The following is a 19,583-nucleotide window of genomic DNA, read 5'->3' on the forward strand; positions in this document are numbered from 1 at the left end:
TATGCGCTCACTTATAGAAATTTCTAAAAGCGGTTTAAAAAGTGCTGAACGGTCCCTTTCGGTTACTTCAAATAATATCGTAAATGCCGATACCAAGGGATATTCCCGACAGCGGATCGATAAGACGCCAAACGGAATGCAAATGACCGGTTATAATACCGGGCTGGGGGTAAACATCTCGAATGTAACCCGTCTTCGCAATGAGATGAACGATGTGATGCTGAATGAAAAGCGACAGAACATGTCGTTTATGCAAAGTAAAGCCCGTGTTTTTGAGCAGCTGGAAGCCAGTATGGCCTCCGATTCCGGAAGCGATCTGGATCTGAGCATCAGCAACTTACTGGATACATTCTCGGAGCTATCTACTGATCCTCAGGATATCAGCGTTCGAAACAGCCTGATTAGCGATGCACGGCAATTGACGACAAAATTCAAAGATGTAAGCCGGAACATAGATCGCACCAGCGATCTGATCCTGGAATCTTCAAACAGCACCATCAATGCAATAAACGGCTTGTTGGGGGAGATACATTCTCTGAATGAGACCATTGCACAGGCTGATGCGGCGGGTTCTCCGGATAATACCAGTCTGGACCTAAGAGTTCGAAAGCTGGAAGAACTATCTGAACTAACCGACTATGAAATCAGCACCGACGATTCCAATGCGGTTGAATTACGGATTGGCGGAGTGAAAGTGCTGGATGCTGAAAAAGCAGACCACTTGAAAGCAGAAATCAATGATGTGGACAAAACCTATCAGATCAGGCTTGAAAGTGGGAAAACGGTAGAGCCTCAGGGGGGACAGCTTGGTGCCGAACTGGAGATGTATGAAACGGAAATACCGGCTTTAAAAGACCGGCTCGATGAGCTTGCATCAACCATTGTAACTGAGTTTAACTCCATTCACTCTTCCGGGTTTGGCCTGAATGATAGCGTCAGCCGAAATTTCTTCACCCCGACCAATACTACAGCTGATACCATCAGCCTGAACCAGGTGTTGGTGGATGATCCTACGAATATAGCTGCGTCCGATACAGCTGGCGAGGCCGGCAACGGTGAAACCGCCCTGCAGATAGCTGAACTTAGAAGCCAGCAACTGATAGGCGGGAGGAAGCTGATTGATTATTCGGTAGACCTGATTACATCGGCCGGGAATAATTTAAGTAGTCTCAACTCTCAAATTGAGGCCCGGGATTCAGAAATCCAAATGCTGACGACCCAGCAGGAGAGGGAAGCCGGGGTAAATATCGACGAAGAGCTAAGCCTGATGATTCAATATCAGAATGCGTATCAGGGAGCGGCTAAGGTAATGTCGGCCGCACAGAATATGTACGACACACTCATCGGAATTTTGAGGTAAATCATGAGAATTACACAAAAAACTATTTTTGGAAACTTCATGCGCGATATCAACAAGAATCGCGGTGAAATGGCAAAGATCCAGTCTGACCTTTCCAGTGGAAAATCGGTCAGGGTGCCTTCACAAGACCCTGTTTCATTCCAGCGAAGCCGGATTCTGACCGAAGACATCCGTAAGGAAGAACAATTTCAAAGCAATATTGAAAGTGGATTACGGCAAAGCCGTTTGGCCCAGGATGCTCTTGACGAAACCATCGATAGGTTAATTGAAGTCAAGGAAAAGGTTGTGCAGGGAGCCTCCAGCTCGCTGGGAGAGAGCAATCGGGAAAGTATGGCCGATTCCATCTCGGGAATCAGGGACAGCCTGATTAGTACGCTGAACCTGAGCTATGGCGACCGTTATTTATTTGCGGGCACCAATAGCGGTGATAAACCCTTCGAACTGGATGGTACAGCTGTGGGTGGCGTATCAAACGGAAGTAACAACAAATCTCCCAAAGTACAGGCCGGTGATGGGGTGAATATCGACATCAGCGTAACCGGTTCGGAGATACGAAATACCCCCGCCGGTGATCTTTTTGAAGTGATTGGCAACATTGAGCAGGCATTACGTGATAACGACGTAGATGCCTTAAACAACCTGTTGCCTGATGTGGACGAATCCATCGAGCATGTAACGGATGTGACTTCAAGATTGGGGAATAACATCAACCGGATGGACTTTATGTTTGAACAATATGAAGCCACCCGAATTACCAAAGAAGCGGATATCAGCCGACTGGTAGATACAGATTATGCTGAGGCATTTTCCGATTTACAGCGGATAGAAGTAGCCTATGAATCAGCGATGGCGGTTCATACTACGATGTTCAAAAACACATTACTGGATTATCTCTAAGCCTGAACAGTGAAAATAGAATTGGAATCAATAGTCATGAAAAAAGAACCTAAATATAAAGAGTGGATTGATTTGGTCGTGTACCTGACCGATATCAAATACCTGAATTCAAACAAAATTGCTGAGTGGGATTCTATTTTCAACAGCATCAGGGTTGTTTGTCCGGCTGAACGTCCGGCGGAACTTGGGGATCAAATCGGATGGCGAATTTCTGAGAACGAGGAGCATCGGTCTGATATTTGGAATGAAATGCTGGAGCAATCTTCCAAAGAATGGACGCTTTTTGTTGAGGATGATGAAGTCATTCAATTCAATGATTTCCCTAATGAGGCAGAGGTGAACGATAGCCAATGGGCTCCGGCGCTGATTGTTCATACTCAGAATGAGAAAATCTTTCAGCATTATCAGATTCGCTTGGTTCAAAAAGGTAAAAATCCGGTATTTGACGGAAAAAACCTGCCGGATTGTACACGGTTCATTACAGAAAATGAGATCGGTCTTGCATCCATGCCTATTATGATTGAACGGGAAACGAATCCGGTTCAGGAAGTAAATCCTTCGGATGAGTTAACGCTTCAGTCATATTCTACGCAGTTGTACCTGGTACAGGGCGATCAATACTTCAAAGAAGGGAAATATGTACACGCCGCTGCACAGTACCGGCAGTTGCTGAAGAAAAACCGATTGCTTCCTTTTGATCGTTTGGGGGCCGTGAATGGATTGGCAAGCTGTTTAGCCGAACAGTATAAGTGGCCTCAGGCGTTGGCATTGACTAAGAAATCGCTGGAAGCGGAACCTCTGCAAAGCCTTCCTTATCTGATCCAGTTCAAAATCTTTCAGTTGCAAAAGAAATGGAAGGAAGCCTATCAGTCACTGAATAGCTATTACGAGCGACTTGAGCTTTATTCATTGGCTAACTTTGATGTAAAAATCTCCGAAGAAGAGACGCTGATTAATTTAGCTGACCTTGCTTTAAAATCAGGTTTGCGTGAAGAAGCCTCTAAGCTGTTGAACGAACTGTTCGCCGTTAAAAACGGAGAGGTTGATCGTGCTTTTCTGCATCAGCTTTTGGTGCTATCGATAGAACTAAGAGACTATAAGGAGTCGGTGTTTTTCTTCGACAAAATGTTTGAAGATAAAGTAGGATCAGGGGCACTGGACGATGAAGTTCGGGAAGAACTCAACGATTACATGACCATGTTTATGCAGAATGAATGGCATGAGTTTGTATACGAGTTGTATTGGGAACTCTATAACTCAAACCCTCAAATTGATGAATACCGACGAAGGCTTATTGTAGCATCCGTAAAGACCAACCGTGTAGAACAAGCCCAGAAGTTAGTAGCTAAAGTGGCTTAAGCAGGCACTTACCGATATTAAAGTCATCCTGAGTAGCAGGATGGAGGAGTTGGTTTGGGCTGTGGGTAGCGAAGGACCTTAGCTATGAAATGCCTGGAAAACAATTCATAGCAAAGATTCATAGTTACGCTCTGAATGACTAAAAAAATAGAATAGATTTATTCTAAGTCTACTCATCCTCATCATCATCAAGCTGTTTCAGCTTGTTTCGGATGGTGCGGTCGGAAATGCCCAGTAATTTTGCGGCTTTTTTCTGATTTCCCTGCGTATGCTCCAGCGCTTTTTGAATTAGCTGAAGCTCCATTTCTTCAATTGACATCAACGGCAGGTCGGTAGCTAGTACTTCTTTGTTCAGACGGTCATCTACACTGGAAAACATTTCATGATCGATATGCTCCATCGTAATTTCGTCACTGTCTTGAGCAAGGATAATTCCGCGGTGAATTTTATTATTCAGCTCTCTTACGTTTCCTCGCCACTCTTGCTCGGTAAGGTGGTTCAACAACTCTTCTGATAGTTCTTTTTTCTCCAGTCCGTACTTCGCTGTATAATGTTCTACAAAGTAATTGGCTAAAACCGGGATATCACTCCTGCGTTCTCTGAGTGGTGGAATTTCAACAGGAAATACATTCAAACGATAGTATAAATCTTCCCGAAATTGTTTGTCCGCAATGGCTTCTGCTATATTTCGGTTTGAGGTAGCCAGAATACGGACATCAGCTTTCACAGGTTCCTGGCTTCCTACTCTGTAAAATTCATTTTCCTGTAAAACCCGCAATAATTTTGCCTGGACATTGAGCTCAATCTCGGTAATCTCGTCCAGCAATAAGGTACCGCCTTCCGCAGCATCAAATGCTCCTTTCCGATCGGAGGTGGCTCCTGTGAAAGATCCTTCAAGGTGTCCGAAAAGGGTGCTTTCTACCAGCTCTGAGGGGAGGTTTGCACAATTAATTTTAATGTACGGACCCTGAGCTCTGTTACTGTTAGTGTGAATTTGATGGGCAAAAACCTCTTTACCGGTGCCGCTTTCTCCCTGAATTAAAACGGGAGCTGAATTCCGGGCTATTTGAGGGATGATCCGCAGCAGTTTTTTTATCTGTGGATGGTTGCCTATAAACTTATTTCCGACTTCTTCAGAATCGTCGACCGGACTTACCAGGTCGCCTTTTTTGTCTTCCCGGGGAGTATGAGCCACTGATTTTGGCTTTTTGTCGCGCTCTTCAGGATCAGTATCAAAGTACCGGTTCACCCGGTAAATAATTTCTTTGGCCTTAAAGGGCTTGGTGATATAGTCGAAAGCACCTTTGTGTAGGGCCCGCACAGCATGATTGATGTTGCCAAATCCGGTGATCATAATAACACCGGTATTTGAATAGTTCTTTTGAACGGTGGCCAATACTTCATCGCCGGTCATCTCATTCATTTTAACATCAGTGATAACTAAATCAACACTGTTTTTTTCGAGATGCTGGGTGGCTTTAACGGGAGATTCAAAAGCGTGAACCTCAAATCCTTCTTTTGTTAATATCTCCTCCATAAAACCGAGCAGGAGTTCGTCATCATCAACAACAAGAATGGAGTGTTTCATAGTTTTTTAGCGGATTAATTTTTCAATAGCGCCAACTTGATGAAATAAGTTACGGGATTCTTAAACAAAAAAAGAGAGCAATCAATGCTCTCTAACTATTTAATAAGATAAAATTAAGAAAGATAAGTCAGGGCTATTTGTCAACTATATTTTGAGCAATTTTTGACCATACCCCGGGATCGTTCAGCATTTTTCCGATTTCGGTATTCTTAGCCGCATCAGGAGACTCATTTTTAGCTGCTTCATAAGCCTGAAGCTTGGCTTTCATCTCTTTCAGTTTACCGAAAGAAGACTGGTTTTGCTTTTCCAGCTCTATTTTAGCAAACAGCTGTTCGCTTTTCTTTGCGCTGAAGTTTTCCAGTGAAACTTTATCGGTGAGTTCAGCGGATTTATCTGCACGGGAAACTTTAGAAGCATTCTGGCTGCTTTCGGAAGCATCCGTGCTCTTTATGTGTGCGTTAGCTTGATTTGTTAGCTTGTTAATTTCCATAGTATTATCCCTCTTATTCATCAAGGTTGAAAGTACGAAATGTCAGGGTTCTTTAAAACACGGTAGCTTTTCTCCACCTTACGCTGGTTTACTGCTGTGCCTAATTTTTCCTTATGACTGTTTAGTAGGTTTTGAAGGTTATTTTGGATACTGTCGTTTAGTTCCACAAAAGTATCGAATAGAAACCGTAGTGAGATCCGCTCCTCGTCAGAAAGTGACTCCTTTGGGTTTGCATCACTTAGAATGCCCAGCTTTTTAACCAACTCTTCACGCTGTCCAAGCTGAGATTTAATAGCTTCAAATGAAGGCTCATTGCAGTCAATTTCACTTAGAATGGCTTCACTGCTGTCGTTCAGTTGTCCCAATATGTTATGCAAAGGAGTCATTGTTCAGTTCTTCATCTTAATTTTAATAACCGGACATGAAATTATATACAGCATCAAACTGAGCCTGTCCTTCTTCGAGAATCAAGTCCAGTTCATTGAATATCCGCCGCTGCTCCGCTTCATATTCTTCCAGGTATTTACGCTCACTGGCAATACGGCGATCTAATCGGTCAATTTTTTGATCCAAACCGCTTTCAATGGCGGAAAGAATTCCATCAGCCTCAGTGTATGATTCTGCCCGCGCCTTCATCATGGCAACCGGGGAGTTTTCGTTGGTGAAGAAATTGGCTATCTGTTCCGGATTTTGGCTCAATAAGTCATCGAGCTTTGAGGAATCATCAATCACCATCTTCCCGCTATTCTCAAATGTGATACCCATGTCAGCAAAACTGGCAACTTCACCTTCAGCCACACCGCTCAGGGAAAGGATGGCTGTTTGTCGCAGGTTGATAGTCAGATTACGCACCGACCTTATTCCTTGCAGCGGGCCTTTATTTCCGGTTTCAGGGTTAATGAATGTACGTTCCCTGATGGTCTCATTCATTTCATTATACGCATTAATAAAATCCTGAAGATTCGATTTAGCTGCTTCGGTATCCCGCTCAACCGTCATTTGTTCGGCAACACCTGTGGCTTTTTTCATGGTGAACGAAAGCCCTTCAATGGCATCATCAACAGTATTTTCAGCCCGGTTAAACGTTACTCCATCAATAATAAACTGGGCATCCAATTCTGCCTGGGGAGTGAGGTGAGTCATACCACCGGTTACACCGGCCAAAACACCGGTAGCTCCGCTAAATTGGATTCGGTTGTCGTAACCGGTTTCGAGACTTTTTAAAGAAAACTGTACGTTTGTTCCATCCAGGTTAAAAACACTGGCGCTGGCTTCATCTCCGAATAGACTTTCGATTTCCGTTTCAAACGATTCAAGAATTTCCCGGTTGGTTTTATCAATAGTGCCACCGCTGCCGTCATCTTTAGTGGTTACTATATTTATGGTTTCCGTCTTATCACCGATAGTAAGGGTTACTGAACCATCCCCCTGGGATGCGAGTTCATACCCATCTCCGGTCATAGTCTCGGAAAGGGCGGTGTCGTTTTTGGCAAGCCTTTCTACCGTAATATTGAAAGCCGATTCATTATCTAAACCGGTGGCAGAATTTACCTGTACAACCGAGTCATCACTGGAAGTGGTTTTGAAAGGTTCAAAAGACCGGTTACCTGGGGTCTCCAGTTCCTTAATAATATTCTCAAAATCAGAAATAGCCTTACTTACAGTTCCGACGGCAGATTTGGATTCTTTCTCATCCCGAACCTGTACTTCCATCCGAAGCATTTTCTGGCTTTCAATATTAACAAGCTGCGTTACGAACGATTCGTACGAACTTGTTTGACTCATAAGGCTGGAAATGGATGCCATAGTTAGAAGTCTTTACGGTTACTATTTCTTTACTGCTGAACCACAGAAGGGGAAGGTTGTTTTTGATTGGCAACTTCTTCCCAGGTTTCTCTTAAAGGCTCCAGAATCTCACGGATTTCATCGAAGCGTTGTTTCCGGGCCAGGTCCTGGCAATACCGGTAAAGCTCGAAAAGCTGTCCGGCCGGTTCATAGTCAAAATTCAATCCCTGTATCAACTCGGATAGAATGGCTTTTACTTTTCCCTGATCTTCCCGGTAGGTAGCCTGTATAACCAGGTCATACATCTTTACTACCAGCTTCAGTGGCGAAGCATTCATCACAGATTGTTTTTGATAAACTAGTTGTGGATCTCGCATATTTTTGAAATTGATGAAAGTAACTCCCGTGCTTTATCGGCCAACCGCCGTAAAAACTTAAATTAGGAGTTCTTAATGTTTTTCAATCCATCCAGGCTTTGTTAAGCACTGTCAGGACATAACTATTTTGGCAACTACTGTGCCAAAGTGGAAATAGCTTCTTTAATGGCTTTTTATGTGAATATCATCGGAATTGACCTCAGGCAGGCGGAAAAAAATTCTGAAGCGGAAAATTTGGCCTGTGCTCACTTACAGAAATTGGCGTAAAAGAGGTGGGAATGGGCTAATTGGGGGATGGCATCATTTTTGGAAATGAGAGTGTGTTGAAAACAAGAAAACCCATTTTCGATCATGAAAGTAGAATTAGCGCGAGCCCAAAAGTTATTAGATCAAAAATATCCGGACCCGGATAAGGCTATAAAATTGCTGGATCCATTGTTAAGAAGAGAGTCGAAGCACTGGCTGGTCTATTATTTTCTTGGAATTGCCCAAATACAGAAATCAAACTATGAGAAGGCTATTGGGTATTTTGAAAAATCCATAGGTGTGAATGCAGAAAATGCTCAAACTTACTTATTAGTGGCCCGCTGTTATTACGAACTTCAGGATTTTGAGAATGCAGAGCGGTATGGAAAGGCTACAATACAACTAAATCAAGAGTTGCTTGATGCCTGGATGTTTATGGGGAAACTCTATTGGGATTATGCGCTACTAAATAAGGCCATTCAGTGCTATACCATTGCCAACAAACTGGATCCCAAAAACTATCTGATTGCTTATAATATCGGCCAGATTTATGCCGACCAGGGAGATTATAAAAAAGCCCTGGAGTTGTATGACATCACGCTACAGATGGAGCCTAAACTGATAGATGCGGGCATAAAGAAAGCTCAGATTTATCAGTCTATGGGTGAGCATGAGCAGGCTGAGGAGGCCGTTCAGAAAGTGTTGGAACTTGACAGCGAGAATCTGCTGGCCCTCAGTGTACTTTCGCTACTATACCGTGCCATGGGCAGGTATACTGAGGCGATCGAGTTGAATGAACAGTTACTGGAACGTTATCCAAACGACGGGAATGTGAGGGTTAATTATGCCCTCTGCCTTGTGGAGACCGGGCAATACGATGAAGCTGAAAAGAATTACCTAAGGGCGCTGAAGGACACTCCCGAAACCCAGCAGTCTCTTTCTAACTATCTGATGGGCATTCACTACAATCCCAAGCGAACCAAGGAAGAGATATTCGAGGCACATTCACTTTGGGATACCTATTACGCGCCAAAAGAACGTCCGGAACGTCCTGTTCCAGCAAATAAGAATAAGGACAAGAAACTCAGAGTTGGCTTTCTCTCCGGTGGTTTTAAGAAACATCCGGTAGGTTGGATGATAACCTCGGCATTGGAGCAGCTTCCCAAAGATGAAATTGCTACCTATATCTATACCACTGATACCTATCATGACTCTTTGACTAAACGAATCCGCGAAGCCAGTGCTAAGTGGACTTCAGTAGTGGGGTACAGCGATGAGGTTGTTGCCCAGATTATTAAGGATGACGAAATTGATATTTTGGTTGAATTATCCGGGCACTCTTCAGGTAACCGATTAAAGACGGTGGCTCTGGAACCGGCCCCGATTACCATTAAATGGGTAGGCGGGCTGTTTAATACGTCCGGACTTAAGTCCATGGATTACCTGCTTACCGATGCCAAAGAATCACCGGAAGGGGAAGAGACCTTTTATACCGAAAAGTTAGTTCGGATGCCGGACGATTATGTCTGCTATACTCTGCCTAATTATGATATTCCTGTTGCTGAAGCACCGGTTCTGGAAAACGGGTATATCACCTTTGGGTGTTTTAATAATCCCACAAAAATAAATACGGAACTGCTTACAAAGTGGGCAGAAATTTTGAAGCAGGTTCCCGGCAGTCGCCTGTACCTTAAGAGCAAGCAGTATGACACGGAACTGGTTAGGCGGCGAGTGGCAGATCACCTGGCTGACTGTGGTATAGAAAGGGAAAGGGTGATGTTTGATGGTTATTCACTCCATAACGAGCTGCTCGAACATTATAACAAGGTTGATATTGCCCTGGACCCGTGGCCGTATTCCGGTGGACTAACAACCATCGAAGCCCTATGGATGGGGGTGCCTGTAGTAACCAATTCCGGACCTACATTTGCAGGCCGCCACTCAACTTCACATATCACCAATGCAGGTTTTCCGGAGTGGGTAACCGACAATTGGGACGATTACATTCGAACAGCCGTTTCATTAGCCGGAGATCCTGAAGAGTTAGCGAAAGTGAGAGCTGAACTTCGGGAACACTTACTGTACTCACCGGTATGTGATGCCCCCCGGTTTGCCGACAATCTGGCCAGTGCTTTCCGCGAAATGTGGATTCAAAGAGTGAAAGGGTACGAAAAAGATCTTCCTGAAGGGGAGTGGCAGGATCATATATGGGTAGAATCACTGGATTCTTCAAGAAATGGATTGAGAAAGAATAATGACCTGGCTCCATTGAAAATTGATGAAAGCGAGGCGCCTGATGGAGGTAAGTTTGTACACATAAGCTTTAACCATGTGTATGCTAAGTCACTATCAGATATGCTGGAATACGTAAATAAACAGTCCAACCAGAAGCATATATTGTTTGTTGAAAGACATCAAGCAATTCTCAATTATGACCCGGATATAAGTAATAATGCAGATGCTCAATTTTTTGATGCTTTTCAAAACCTCAAAGAGCTTTTTGACCAATGTTTACGTACGGAAGTATCAGCTATATATATCCATGGATTGTTTTATGACTGGCAAAGCTGGTTGGTTAAAAAGATTGCCAGGAAAAAACACATAAGCTGGATAATTTGGGGCGGAGATTTATATAACCCGATCAAAAAGAAGAAACCATTCCATCAAATTGCAAAACACATTGATGCTATTCTCACCCCCATTGGTGGAGACATTGAGCTTTGCAATAAAGTGTATGGTAAACGTCCTGATTATCCGTTCGGATACCCTTACCCGGGTTTGTATGGCAACATAGATCTGAATATGTCTGATCCGGAAAAACCTCAGATTGTAGTAGGTAATTCTGGAGATATTTCGAACAATCACAAAAAGATTCTCGAATTATTAAGTAAGAAAAAAGATATACAGGAATATGAGTTGCTATTACCCGTAGCCTATAGTTTCAAGCCTTCTTATAAGAGAGAATTAATGGACAAAATAGAGGAATTAGGGCTTCAGGATAATACCCGTTTTCTTGAGGATTTTATTAACCCTGAAGAGTATTTCGGGATAATAAACCGATGTGAAATGTTGATTCTGGCACACGAGCGACAGCAGGCAGTTGGTAACATTCTCATGGCTTTGTATTGCGGTAAGAGTGTTTTCTTAAAAGAGGAGATTGTTCTGAAAGGGAAAAAGGTAACCAACCCAAGTTGGGAGTTTTTATCCGAAGCCGGTTTTCACATCAACAGCATGAATGTCCTGAAATCGGTTGATGAGCTATCTGAGCTGATTTCGACAACAAAAACTTATGCCAAGGAGCACAGGCAGATAATTGATACGCAATTTAGCCTGGAAGCCAGGGCCGGACAGATGATTCAGTCTAGCGAGTTGATTTATAATAAGGTGAACGGCGCTTCATAGAATAATGCAGGTGAGATGAAGAAAATTGCAATAATCGGAGCCAGTTACCTGCAGCGACCCCTGGTGCAAAAGGCATCAGAATTGGGGATAGAGACCCATGTTTTTGCATGGAAAGAGGGTAATTGTGTACTGGATGTAGCTGATTATTTCTACCCGATCTCCATTCTGGATAAGGAAGAAATCCTCGAAGTATGTACAGAAATAGAGATAGATGGGATTGCAAGCATAGCCTCCGATATTGCTATGCCCGCCGTAAATTACATAGCTGATAAGCTTTCACTGACAGGAAATACGCCGGGTGTTACCAAGGTAACAACCGATAAGTTTGAGATGAGAAAGGTACTTAGGCAAAGGGGTGTCATCTGTCCCAACTTCCGGCTTTATACCACTTCTGATTTTGAGCCGAGCCAAACATTCACCTTTCCGGTAATAGTAAAACCAACCGATCGTTCCGGTTCGAGAGGCGTAACCAAAGTTGAGTCTCCTGAAAAGGTGAATGATGCTATCAATAAGGCATTAAGTGAATCAATTCAGGGCAGGGCTATTGTGGAGGAGTTTATAGAGGGGCGGGAATTTTCCGTCGAAATGATTTCCTTCCGGGGAGAACACCAGTTCATAACCATTACGGACAAAGAAACTACCGGAGCTCCTTTCTTTGTAGAAATAGCACATCACCAACCGGCAAATATTAGCAGTGAAATAAAGGCTAAGATCATAAAGACGGTTATGGTGGCATTGGATGCTCTTGGTATTGAAAATGGGGCAAGCCACTCTGAAGTTTTTCTAACCAAAGACAATGAAATCAGGATCGTTGAAATAGCCGGAAGGATGGGGGGTGAATTAATAGGCTCGCATATGGTTCCACTGTCTACCGGTTACGACTTTTTGAAAGCGGTTATTCAGGTGGCACTTGGAGAGGCACCTGATCCGGTTTCCCCCACACAAGAACCAATGCACTCCGGAGTGTACTATGTATTGCCAAAGGCGGGTACAATTAAAGAGGTGAAAAATTATTCAAAGCGTTACAGCAAGGTAAAGGAAGCTATTTCCATCTTGAATGAAGGCGATGAGATATCTCCCATTATTGATGGTGCAGGCAAACGAGCCGGTATTATAGTGTATCAGAATCCATCCGGCAGGCTGCAACTGAATCCCGAATCGGTGTTGGAGTACCGGGTAGCATGAAAACAAAGATCGTGTTCTTGGGATCGGGCGGTGGCGGAAACTTGAAGTTTATCCACAGATATTATCAGGATGATGAAACAGTGGAATTAACCGGAGTATTTACCGACCGGGAATGTGGTGCTTTAGAGTATGCACAAGAGGTTGGTATTCCCTCTGATATTTTAGATTTCAGAAGAACCCCTGAAAGTGATGCGAACCTTTTGAAACAGATTGAACAAGCTGAACCGGATTTTGTGATAACAAATGTTCATAAGGTGTTGAGTGAAACCGTTGTTCAATCTTTCTCAGGCAAACTCATCAATCTTCATTATTCCTACCTTCCTGCTTATAAAGGGTTAATTGGGATGGAACCAGTACATCAGGCCCTTCTAAGAAACAACAGTTTTATTGGATGCACGGCCCATTTTGCAGATGAAAAACTCGATAACGGAGATACCATTTCGCAAGGGATTTTTAACAGCAGGCTACAACCGGATGTTGTTCAAGCCACTTTTGAATGCGGAGCTATCACATTACTCAGTGCAATTGAGATCTTAAGAAGGGGCGATGAACCTGACGATCAGTTTAACTACAAAACGATAACCGTGAGCCCCGGGGCAAAGAATCTGCAACCAAATAGATGCGCGGATATTTTTAAGCAATTACAGTCATGAAAATTCCTTTCAACAAACCATTTATAACCGGTAACGAACTTGAATACATTCAGGATGCGGTAGATTATGGGAAGATCTCCGGGAATGGAAAGTACACTCAAAAGACTCATCGGTTCTTTGAGCGGCAGTTTGGATTTAAAAAATGCCTGTTAACTACCTCCTGTACCGATGCCCTGGAAATGGCAGCCATATTATTGGAGGTGGAGCCCGGTGATGAAATCATCATGCCATCCTATACTTTTGTATCAACAGCCAATGCATTTGTGCTTCGCGGGGCTGTAATTCGATTTGTGGATTCCGGAAAAGACCACCCTGGGATGGATGAAGACAAAATTGAAGAACTGATCACCGAAAAAACGAAAGCCATTGTTGTTGTTCATTATGCCGGTGTGGCCTGTGATATGGATAAAGTTATGGACATCGCTAACCGGCATAATCTGTTTGTTGTTGAAGATGCTGCCCAGGCTATTAATAGTTATTATGAGCATGCGGACGGAATAAGTAGTCCGCTTGGCTCCATAGGACATTTGGGAACATTCTCATTCCACGAAACCAAAAACATTATGGCCGGGGAAGGAGGAATGCTGACTGTAAATGATGACCGTTTCGCTGAGCGTGCCGAAATCATTTGGGAAAAGGGAACCAACCGTACGGCGTTCTTTCGGGGCGAAGTGGATAAGTACGGCTGGGTGGATATTGGTTCTTCATTTTTACCCTCAGAACTGAATGCTGCTTTTTTATATGCCCAGTTAATGAACCTGATTCGGATTCAGCAGAAAAGATTGTGTATCTGGAACCGATATCAGAAAGGTTTGGAAGAAACTTGCCGGCACCTGGGAATCCGCCAGCCCGTAATCCCAAAGTACGCCACCAATAATGGACATATGTATTATGTGGTTTGCCGGGATGCGCAGCAACGTAATGGGCTTATTTCATATTTAAAGGAGAGAGGCATACTAAGCGTGTTTCATTATCAGTCCCTGCATTCTTCAGAATATTTTAAAGACAAACATGATGGCCGAGAACTTCCATATTCTGATTTGTATTCGGAAAACCTTGTTCGCCTTCCGCTCTATTACGAGTTAAATACAGATGAACAGAATTTTGTTATTCAGAAAGTAAATGAATTAGGTGTTCAGGCATCAGATAACTTGAAGAAAAAGGCCGGTGTAACGGAAATCGACAAGCTTTTTTGCAACATCAGGTCGGGCAAGGTTTCCGTTAATCAATTAAAAACAACGCAAATACAGGATTACAGGATTTAAGTATGGAGACATCAAAAAACTTTAAGCAGCAGGAAATCCAACAAATCATTAAAAAGGTTTCTCAATTTCTACAAAACAACAGGGCACAAAGAGAAGCACAAATTCCAAAAGTTGCTTTAAACCCAGCAAATGTTGCCAACTGTACACTGCTTTTGAATCGGGAAATGCTGCTCGAGAAAATGAAAAAGAATTCAGTGGTAGCAGAAATTGGAGTGGATGAGGGGCATTTTAGCCGTCGCATCCGGGATGTAGTTCAACCCGAAAAATTTCATTTGGTAGATATATGGGGTACCGATCGTTTTCATGAAGGTAAATATCAGGATGTGAAAGCCTGTTTTCAGGATGAGATTGACGAAGGTAAAGTGCAAATTCATCGAAAACTTTCAACGGAGGCAGTAGATGACTTTGACAATGAATATTTCGACTGGATATATATAGATACCGACCACTCGTATGAAACTACTCGAGATGAACTTAACAAGTACTCCGCAAAAGTAAAGGAGGGTGGGATTATTGCCGGTCACGACTATGTGAAAGGAAACTGGATTACGACCTATCGGTACGGAGTAATTGAAGCCGTGCATGAGTTTTGCGTAAAAAATAATTGGGAACTACTATATATAACGGTTGAGCCAACAGAAAATCAGAGCTTTGCTATTCGGAAAATCCAGGATTCTTAAAATTCGTCTTTAGTGGCAAGCATAAAGCCTGGAATTAAATCCGGCCGTCAATATATGATAGCCGGATTTTTTTATGTTTTTAATTAGAGCCTACAAAAAAAAAGACTGACATATCCGATTTCAGGCACTAGTCACGCTCTTTATGGCCATTCATTATAGCTAAAATACAAGATAGGTATCTAATTATATATTCTAAAAAAGCTACTGGGAATCCATTAAAGGGCTTTTTTTCTGTTTAAATAAAAAAAGCAAGAAAAAATTTAAGAACAGGTTTTCACCTACGATAAGTGAACTAACCAAAGCAACTCATAAGAAACTTAAATTAAACAAAAGGTGAAATATCATGGCAAGTTTTGGAGATTTAAACAGAGTAAATACAAATGTGCAGTCATTAGACTCACAGTTATCACTGAACCGTGTAAACCGTGACCTGGCCGACAGCCGTATGCGTATGTCAACCGGTCTTAAAATCAACAAAGCAGAAGACAACGCTGCCGGTTACTCGATTGCAACTAAACTGAAAAGCAGAACCGCTGGTCTGGAGCAAGCGCTTCAGAACGTAGGCGATGCCAAGTCTGTATTGGATATTGCTGAGTCCAGCTTCGATACCATCATGGACAGTCTCGTTGAGATGAAAGGTCTGGCTACTCAGGCTGCTAACGACACTCTTGGCGACACCGAGCGTGGCTACATCGGCGACCAGATCAAAGCCTTAGGCGATGACATCAACGAAATCGCTAACCAAACTGTATTCCAGGACTTCGACCTGCTGAACGGTGCTACCGACGACATGTCTGGTTCTTTAGACCTGACTTTCCAGGTGGGTGAGCGTGCTTCTGATACCATCAGCACTTCTATTGATGCTGTAAACGTTGGTGAGCTGTTTGCTTCTTCCGGAGATGCTTCTCTGGGTGCTACAACAACCGCCGGTGGTGGTGCTGCTGCAGGTGGAGCGATTTCAGCTACTGCGGCTACAACCAGTGGACAAGGTGCATTGACTTTCGCTGCTACAGCAACTGCTGATGACTTCCGTAGTTTCCTGAGCTCGGTTGACGGAGCTATTGACGAAATGTCGAACCGAGTAAGCGACATTGGTATTACTCAGTCTTCTCTTTCTGTACGTGAAGAGACTTTATCTGAGTCTATCAGCGCGAACGAATCTGCTAAGTCTCGTATCATGGATACCGACTTTGCGAAAGAACAAAGTAAATCTGTTAAGCTTCAGATTCTGCAGCAGACAGCAACTTCATCCCTGGCGCAAGCTAACATGGGACCACAGTCTGTACTTGGATTCCTTGGTTAATAAGAAGTAATCCAACGAATCTATTGATTCCAACCCACTTCGGCTTAATTGTCGGGGTGGGTTTTTTTGTTTAGGTGATTTAGCTAAAAAGTACAGTGTAGGTATTTAATAATTTCAGGTCCAAACCCCGGCCTTTTCTAAATCCCCTCCTTTGCAAGTAGAAGACAGAAGAAGTCGGAGGTGTTGAGTTAAAGATATTGCCACCTCAAGGACCCTCACTCTGTCTCTCTCCCTCCGGCACACCTCTGAGAAATTAGCGTCTTTCAATACCGCCGAAGGGAAAGAGGACTCCTTGGCGAGTACCTTTGTAGTGGAAAGATGATAAGGCCTGGGAATTTTCTTTGATGAGGTGCTCCCTCCATATAAGCGTAGCAATAGGGAGGGCCGGGGTGCGAAGAGGTATAATAGTCTCCCTGCAGAATTTTACTCTTCCCAAAACCCAATCGGTAAACTTGTTCACGCTCCATGATCATGCACGAAAACCTGACTTTTAGTGCAAAAATTTGTTGTAATAGGGAATGAAATTGAAAAAAATCCCAATAAAAAACGTGTTTATTGATGTTTAAAGCTGCTTTTTGCGATTAATTTAAAAATTCAGAAAAAAAATTAAACTCAAATTTAAGAACGCTATTTCGCCAACGATAACTTGAGTAACCAAAGCAATTCATAAGAAATTTAAATTAATCAATAAGGTGAAATATCATGGCAAGTTTTGGAGATTTAAACAGAGTTAATACGAACGTTCAGTCGTTAGACTCACAGTTATCACTGAACCGTGTAAATCGTGACCTGGCCGACAGCCGTATGCGTATGTCAACCGGTCTTAAAATCAACAAAGCAGAAGACAACGCTGCCGGTTACTCTATTGCAACTAAACTGAAAAGCAGAACTGCCGGTCTGGAGCAATCCCTGCAAAACGTAGGCGATGCCAAGTCTGTATTGGATATTGCTGAGTCCAGCTTCGATACCATCATGGACAGTCTCGTTGAGATGAAAGGTTTGGCTACTCAGGCTGCTAACGACACTCTTGGCGACACCGAGCGTGGCTATATCGGCGACCAGATCAAAGCCTTAGGCGATGACATCAACGAAATCGCTAACCAAACTGTATTCCAGGACTTCGACCTTCTGAACGGTGCTACCGACGACATGTCCGGATCATTGTCCCTAACCTTCCAGGTGGGAGAGCGTGCTTCTGATACTATTACAACAGACATCGATGCTGTAAACGTTGGTGAGCTGTTTGCTTCTTCAGGAGATGCTTCTCTGGGTGCTACAACAACCGCCGGTGGTGGTGCTGCTGCAGGTGCTGCGATTTCAGCTACTGCGGCTACAACCAGTGGACAAGGTGCATTGACTTTCGCTACTACAGCCACAGCTTCTGATTTCCGTAGCTTCCTGAGCTCCGTTGACAGCGCGATTGACGAAATGTCGAACCGGGTTAACGACATTGGTATTACTCAGTCTTCTCTTTCTGTACGTGAAGAGACTTTATCTGAGTCTATCAGCGCGAACGAATCTGCCAAGTCACGTATCATGGATACCGACTTTGCGAAAGAACAAAGTAAATCTGTTAAGCTTCAGATTCTACAGCAGACAGCAACTTCATCCCTGGCACAGGCCAACATGGGACCACAGTCTGTACTTGGATTCCTCGGATAAGCCGAAATCCAGCAAACAACATAGTGAATCCATATCGTCTGAAAGGGCGATATGGATTTTTTTATTTCAGAGTGGACGGTTTATTTTTTTTCTTTATATTTAAGACAAACGACTCTTAAATAGATTCTATGTTGTTATCAAAGTCTTGCGTTTATGGTTTGAGAGCTAGCTTATATCTTGCTTCAAGAACAGAGCAGGAGTATACATCTATACGCGAGATGAGTGAAGATCTGGATATTTCCTTTCACTTTCTTACAAAGATATTGCAACAGCTAACTGCAGATTCATTGATGGAATCCTACAAAGGGCCAAATGGTGGAATCCGGTTATCGGAAAAAGGGAAGAAGGCTACTCTATTGGATATAGTAATTGCTATTGACGGGCCGGAACTATTCACACAATGTGCGCTTGGGTTACCTGGGTGCGGATCATCTGCACCCTGTCCATTGCATGACAGCTGGCTGAATGTAAGAGAATCCATAAAAGACATGCTGGAACGTACCGATCTAAAACATTTAGCCCGGGAAGGGAGAGCGAATAAATTTCGTATTACAGCAGATGGTTCATTTGTCTGGCGGTGAAAAAAATTTAAACAATTAAAAGATAAAATACTCTTAAATATGGTTAACTCAGAAACACTATCAAAAAAAACAGTAGGGCAGATTGTTGCCGAAGATTACAGGGCTGCTCAGGTATTCAGATCGTATGGTCTTGATTTTTGCTGTGGCGGAAAAGTCTCACTTGAAACAGCCTGTTCGAAGAAAGGTCTGGATATGAATAAAATTGAAACCGAACTGAAGGCACTTAATTTGGATACCGGTGAAAATCACAATTACAATGATTGGTCGCTGGATTTCCTTGTAGATTATATTGTAAACAACCACCATAGTTTTGTGCGGAAAATGCTGCCGGAAATTGACTTTTATGCTGAAAAAGTAGCCAGGGTACATGGCGAGAGAGATCCGGAACTGCTTGATATCCTCCAAAATGTACGCCTGCTTAAGGATGAGATGATGGGACATCTTCAGAAAGAAGAAGATGAGCTGTTTCCACAAATCAAGGAATTAGTTACAGAGCAAAAAAAGGGGCAGTTAAAACAGGTAATAGTTGAAGCATTGGAAGAAGAACATGATAAAGCCGGTGATTTAATGGCTACGATCGAAGAACTTACCAACGGGTTCAATCCGCCGGAAAATGCCTGCGCTTCATATCGGGTTCTGTTTCAGAACCTGGAAGGCTTCCAGCAGGATCTACACAAACATGTGCACCTCGAAAATAACATCCTCTTTCCAAAAGCTTTGGAGTTGGAGAACAGACTAAATTAGCTCTGA

17 protein-coding genes are annotated in these 19,583 nt (G+C 43.2%); 12 read left to right on the top strand and 5 right to left on the bottom strand.

The window, feature by feature from the left end; translation table 11 throughout:
• Position 1: 1 nt before the first annotated feature.
• Genes flgK through ABFW99_RS14125 form a run of 3 tightly spaced genes read left to right on the top strand, consistent with a single transcriptional unit; the run spans position 2 to position 3,616 of the window.
• Complete coding sequence (gene flgK / locus ABFW99_RS14115) at positions 2-1,360, top strand: flagellar hook-associated protein FlgK (RefSeq protein WP_349355634.1); 1,359 nt, start codon at positions 2-4, stop codon at positions 1,358-1,360.
• A 3-nt stretch (positions 1,361-1,363) separates the two neighbouring features.
• The gene (gene flgL / locus ABFW99_RS14120; protein WP_349355633.1) at positions 1,364-2,257 is read left to right on the top strand and encodes a flagellar hook-associated protein FlgL; all 894 of its coding nucleotides are present in this window, start codon (positions 1,364-1,366) and stop codon (positions 2,255-2,257) included.
• Between the two features lie 36 nt (positions 2,258-2,293).
• Positions 2,294-3,616: a tetratricopeptide repeat protein gene (locus ABFW99_RS14125; protein ID WP_349355632.1), complete on the top strand. Its 1,323-nt coding sequence runs from the start codon at positions 2,294-2,296 to the stop codon at positions 3,614-3,616.
• Positions 3,617-3,785: 169 nt separating this feature from the next.
• Here ABFW99_RS14125 and ABFW99_RS14130 read toward each other — a convergent pair whose 3' ends face one another.
• From ABFW99_RS14130 to ABFW99_RS14150, 5 genes are all read right to left on the bottom strand, one after another.
• Positions 3,786-5,204: a sigma-54-dependent transcriptional regulator gene (locus tag ABFW99_RS14130; RefSeq protein WP_349355631.1), complete on the bottom strand. Its 1,419-nt coding sequence runs from the start codon at positions 5,202-5,204 to the stop codon at positions 3,786-3,788.
• A gap of 133 nt (positions 5,205-5,337) precedes the next feature.
• Positions 5,338-5,694, bottom strand: coding sequence for a hypothetical protein (locus ABFW99_RS14135; protein ID WP_349355630.1), 357 nt, complete (start codon positions 5,692-5,694; stop codon positions 5,338-5,340).
• 20 nt (positions 5,695-5,714) lie between these two features.
• On the bottom strand, positions 5,715-6,071 hold the full coding sequence (locus tag ABFW99_RS14140) for a hypothetical protein (RefSeq protein WP_349355629.1): 357 nt from the start codon (positions 6,069-6,071) through the stop codon (positions 5,715-5,717).
• A 31-nt stretch (positions 6,072-6,102) separates the two neighbouring features.
• Entirely contained in the window at positions 6,103-7,500 is a 1,398-nt protein-coding gene (fliD, locus tag ABFW99_RS14145) for a flagellar filament capping protein FliD (RefSeq protein ID WP_349355628.1), read from the bottom strand.
• Between the two features lie 29 nt (positions 7,501-7,529).
• On the bottom strand, positions 7,530-7,817 hold the full coding sequence (locus ABFW99_RS14150) for a flagellar export chaperone FliS (RefSeq protein ID WP_349355627.1): 288 nt from the start codon (positions 7,815-7,817) through the stop codon (positions 7,530-7,532).
• A gap of 390 nt (positions 7,818-8,207) precedes the next feature.
• Here ABFW99_RS14150 and ABFW99_RS14155 point away from each other — a divergent pair, with 390 nt between their 5' ends.
• From ABFW99_RS14155 to ric, 9 genes are all read left to right on the top strand, one after another.
• Positions 8,208-11,504: a TDP-N-acetylfucosamine:lipid II N-acetylfucosaminyltransferase gene (locus ABFW99_RS14155; RefSeq protein WP_349355626.1), complete on the top strand. Its 3,297-nt coding sequence runs from the start codon at positions 8,208-8,210 to the stop codon at positions 11,502-11,504.
• A 15-nt stretch (positions 11,505-11,519) separates the two neighbouring features.
• Positions 11,520-12,689 (top strand): ATP-grasp domain-containing protein, encoded by a 1,170-nt coding sequence (locus ABFW99_RS14160; RefSeq protein WP_349355625.1) that lies wholly within the window; start codon positions 11,520-11,522, stop codon positions 12,687-12,689.
• Positions 12,686-13,342: a phosphoribosylglycinamide formyltransferase gene (gene purN / locus ABFW99_RS14165; RefSeq protein ID WP_349355624.1), complete on the top strand. Its 657-nt coding sequence runs from the start codon at positions 12,686-12,688 to the stop codon at positions 13,340-13,342. Before ABFW99_RS14160 ends, purN begins: the two co-directional genes overlap by 4 nt.
• Positions 13,339-14,607 carry a dTDP-4-amino-4,6-dideoxygalactose transaminase gene (rffA, locus tag ABFW99_RS14170; protein ID WP_349355623.1) on the top strand — a complete coding sequence of 423 codons (1,269 nt, stop codon included), beginning with the start codon at positions 13,339-13,341 and terminating at the stop codon, positions 14,605-14,607. Before purN ends, rffA begins: the two co-directional genes overlap by 4 nt.
• Before the next feature lie 2 nt (positions 14,608-14,609).
• Positions 14,610-15,287 carry a class I SAM-dependent methyltransferase gene (locus tag ABFW99_RS14175; protein ID WP_349355622.1) on the top strand — a complete coding sequence of 226 codons (678 nt, stop codon included), beginning with the start codon at positions 14,610-14,612 and terminating at the stop codon, positions 15,285-15,287.
• Positions 15,288-15,630: 343 nt separating this feature from the next.
• A complete protein-coding gene (locus ABFW99_RS14180) occupies positions 15,631-16,590 on the top strand; it encodes a flagellin (protein WP_349355621.1) in 960 nt (319 codons plus the stop codon).
• 702 nt (positions 16,591-17,292) lie between these two features.
• The gene (locus tag ABFW99_RS14185) at positions 17,293-18,252 is read left to right on the top strand and encodes a flagellin (RefSeq protein WP_349355620.1); all 960 of its coding nucleotides are present in this window, start codon (positions 17,293-17,295) and stop codon (positions 18,250-18,252) included.
• A gap of 128 nt (positions 18,253-18,380) precedes the next feature.
• Positions 18,381-18,833: an RrF2 family transcriptional regulator gene (locus ABFW99_RS14190; RefSeq protein ID WP_349355619.1), complete on the top strand. Its 453-nt coding sequence runs from the start codon at positions 18,381-18,383 to the stop codon at positions 18,831-18,833.
• 39 nt (positions 18,834-18,872) lie between these two features.
• Entirely contained in the window at positions 18,873-19,577 is a 705-nt protein-coding gene (gene ric / locus ABFW99_RS14195) for an iron-sulfur cluster repair di-iron protein (RefSeq protein ID WP_349355618.1), read from the top strand.
• Positions 19,578-19,583 lie beyond the last annotated feature (6 nt).

The organism is Gracilimonas sp. BCB1 (assembly GCF_040117685.2).
Taxonomy (GTDB): Bacteria; Bacteroidota; Rhodothermia; order Balneolales; family Balneolaceae; genus Gracilimonas.

Excerpts from the sequence above, each read along its gene's own strand:
- flgK (WP_349355634.1), top strand. The coding sequence starts at position 2 with ATGCGCTCACTTATAGAAATTTCTAAAAGCGGTTTAAAAAGTGCTGAA.
- flgL (WP_349355633.1), top strand. The coding sequence starts at position 1,364 with ATGAGAATTACACAAAAAACTATTTTTGGAAACTTCATGCGCGATATC.
- ABFW99_RS14125 (WP_349355632.1), top strand. The coding sequence starts at position 2,294 with ATGAAAAAAGAACCTAAATATAAAGAGTGGATTGATTTGGTCGTGTAC.
- ABFW99_RS14130 (WP_349355631.1), bottom strand. The coding sequence starts at position 5,204 with ATGAAACACTCCATTCTTGTTGTTGATGATGACGAACTCCTGCTCGGT.
- ABFW99_RS14135 (WP_349355630.1), bottom strand. The coding sequence starts at position 5,694 with ATGGAAATTAACAAGCTAACAAATCAAGCTAACGCACACATAAAGAGC.
- fliD (WP_349355628.1), bottom strand. The coding sequence starts at position 7,500 with ATGGCATCCATTTCCAGCCTTATGAGTCAAACAAGTTCGTACGAATCG.
- ABFW99_RS14150 (WP_349355627.1), bottom strand. The coding sequence starts at position 7,817 with ATGAATGCTTCGCCACTGAAGCTGGTAGTAAAGATGTATGACCTGGTT.
- ABFW99_RS14155 (WP_349355626.1), top strand. The coding sequence starts at position 8,208 with ATGAAAGTAGAATTAGCGCGAGCCCAAAAGTTATTAGATCAAAAATAT.
- ABFW99_RS14160 (WP_349355625.1), top strand. The coding sequence starts at position 11,520 with ATGAAGAAAATTGCAATAATCGGAGCCAGTTACCTGCAGCGACCCCTG.
- purN (WP_349355624.1), top strand. The coding sequence starts at position 12,686 with ATGAAAACAAAGATCGTGTTCTTGGGATCGGGCGGTGGCGGAAACTTG.
- rffA (WP_349355623.1), top strand. The coding sequence starts at position 13,339 with ATGAAAATTCCTTTCAACAAACCATTTATAACCGGTAACGAACTTGAA.
- ABFW99_RS14175 (WP_349355622.1), top strand. The coding sequence starts at position 14,610 with ATGGAGACATCAAAAAACTTTAAGCAGCAGGAAATCCAACAAATCATT.
- ABFW99_RS14180 (WP_349355621.1), top strand. The coding sequence starts at position 15,631 with ATGGCAAGTTTTGGAGATTTAAACAGAGTAAATACAAATGTGCAGTCA.
- ABFW99_RS14185 (WP_349355620.1), top strand. The coding sequence starts at position 17,293 with ATGGCAAGTTTTGGAGATTTAAACAGAGTTAATACGAACGTTCAGTCG.
- ABFW99_RS14190 (WP_349355619.1), top strand. The coding sequence starts at position 18,381 with ATGTTGTTATCAAAGTCTTGCGTTTATGGTTTGAGAGCTAGCTTATAT.
- ric (WP_349355618.1), top strand. The coding sequence starts at position 18,873 with ATGGTTAACTCAGAAACACTATCAAAAAAAACAGTAGGGCAGATTGTT.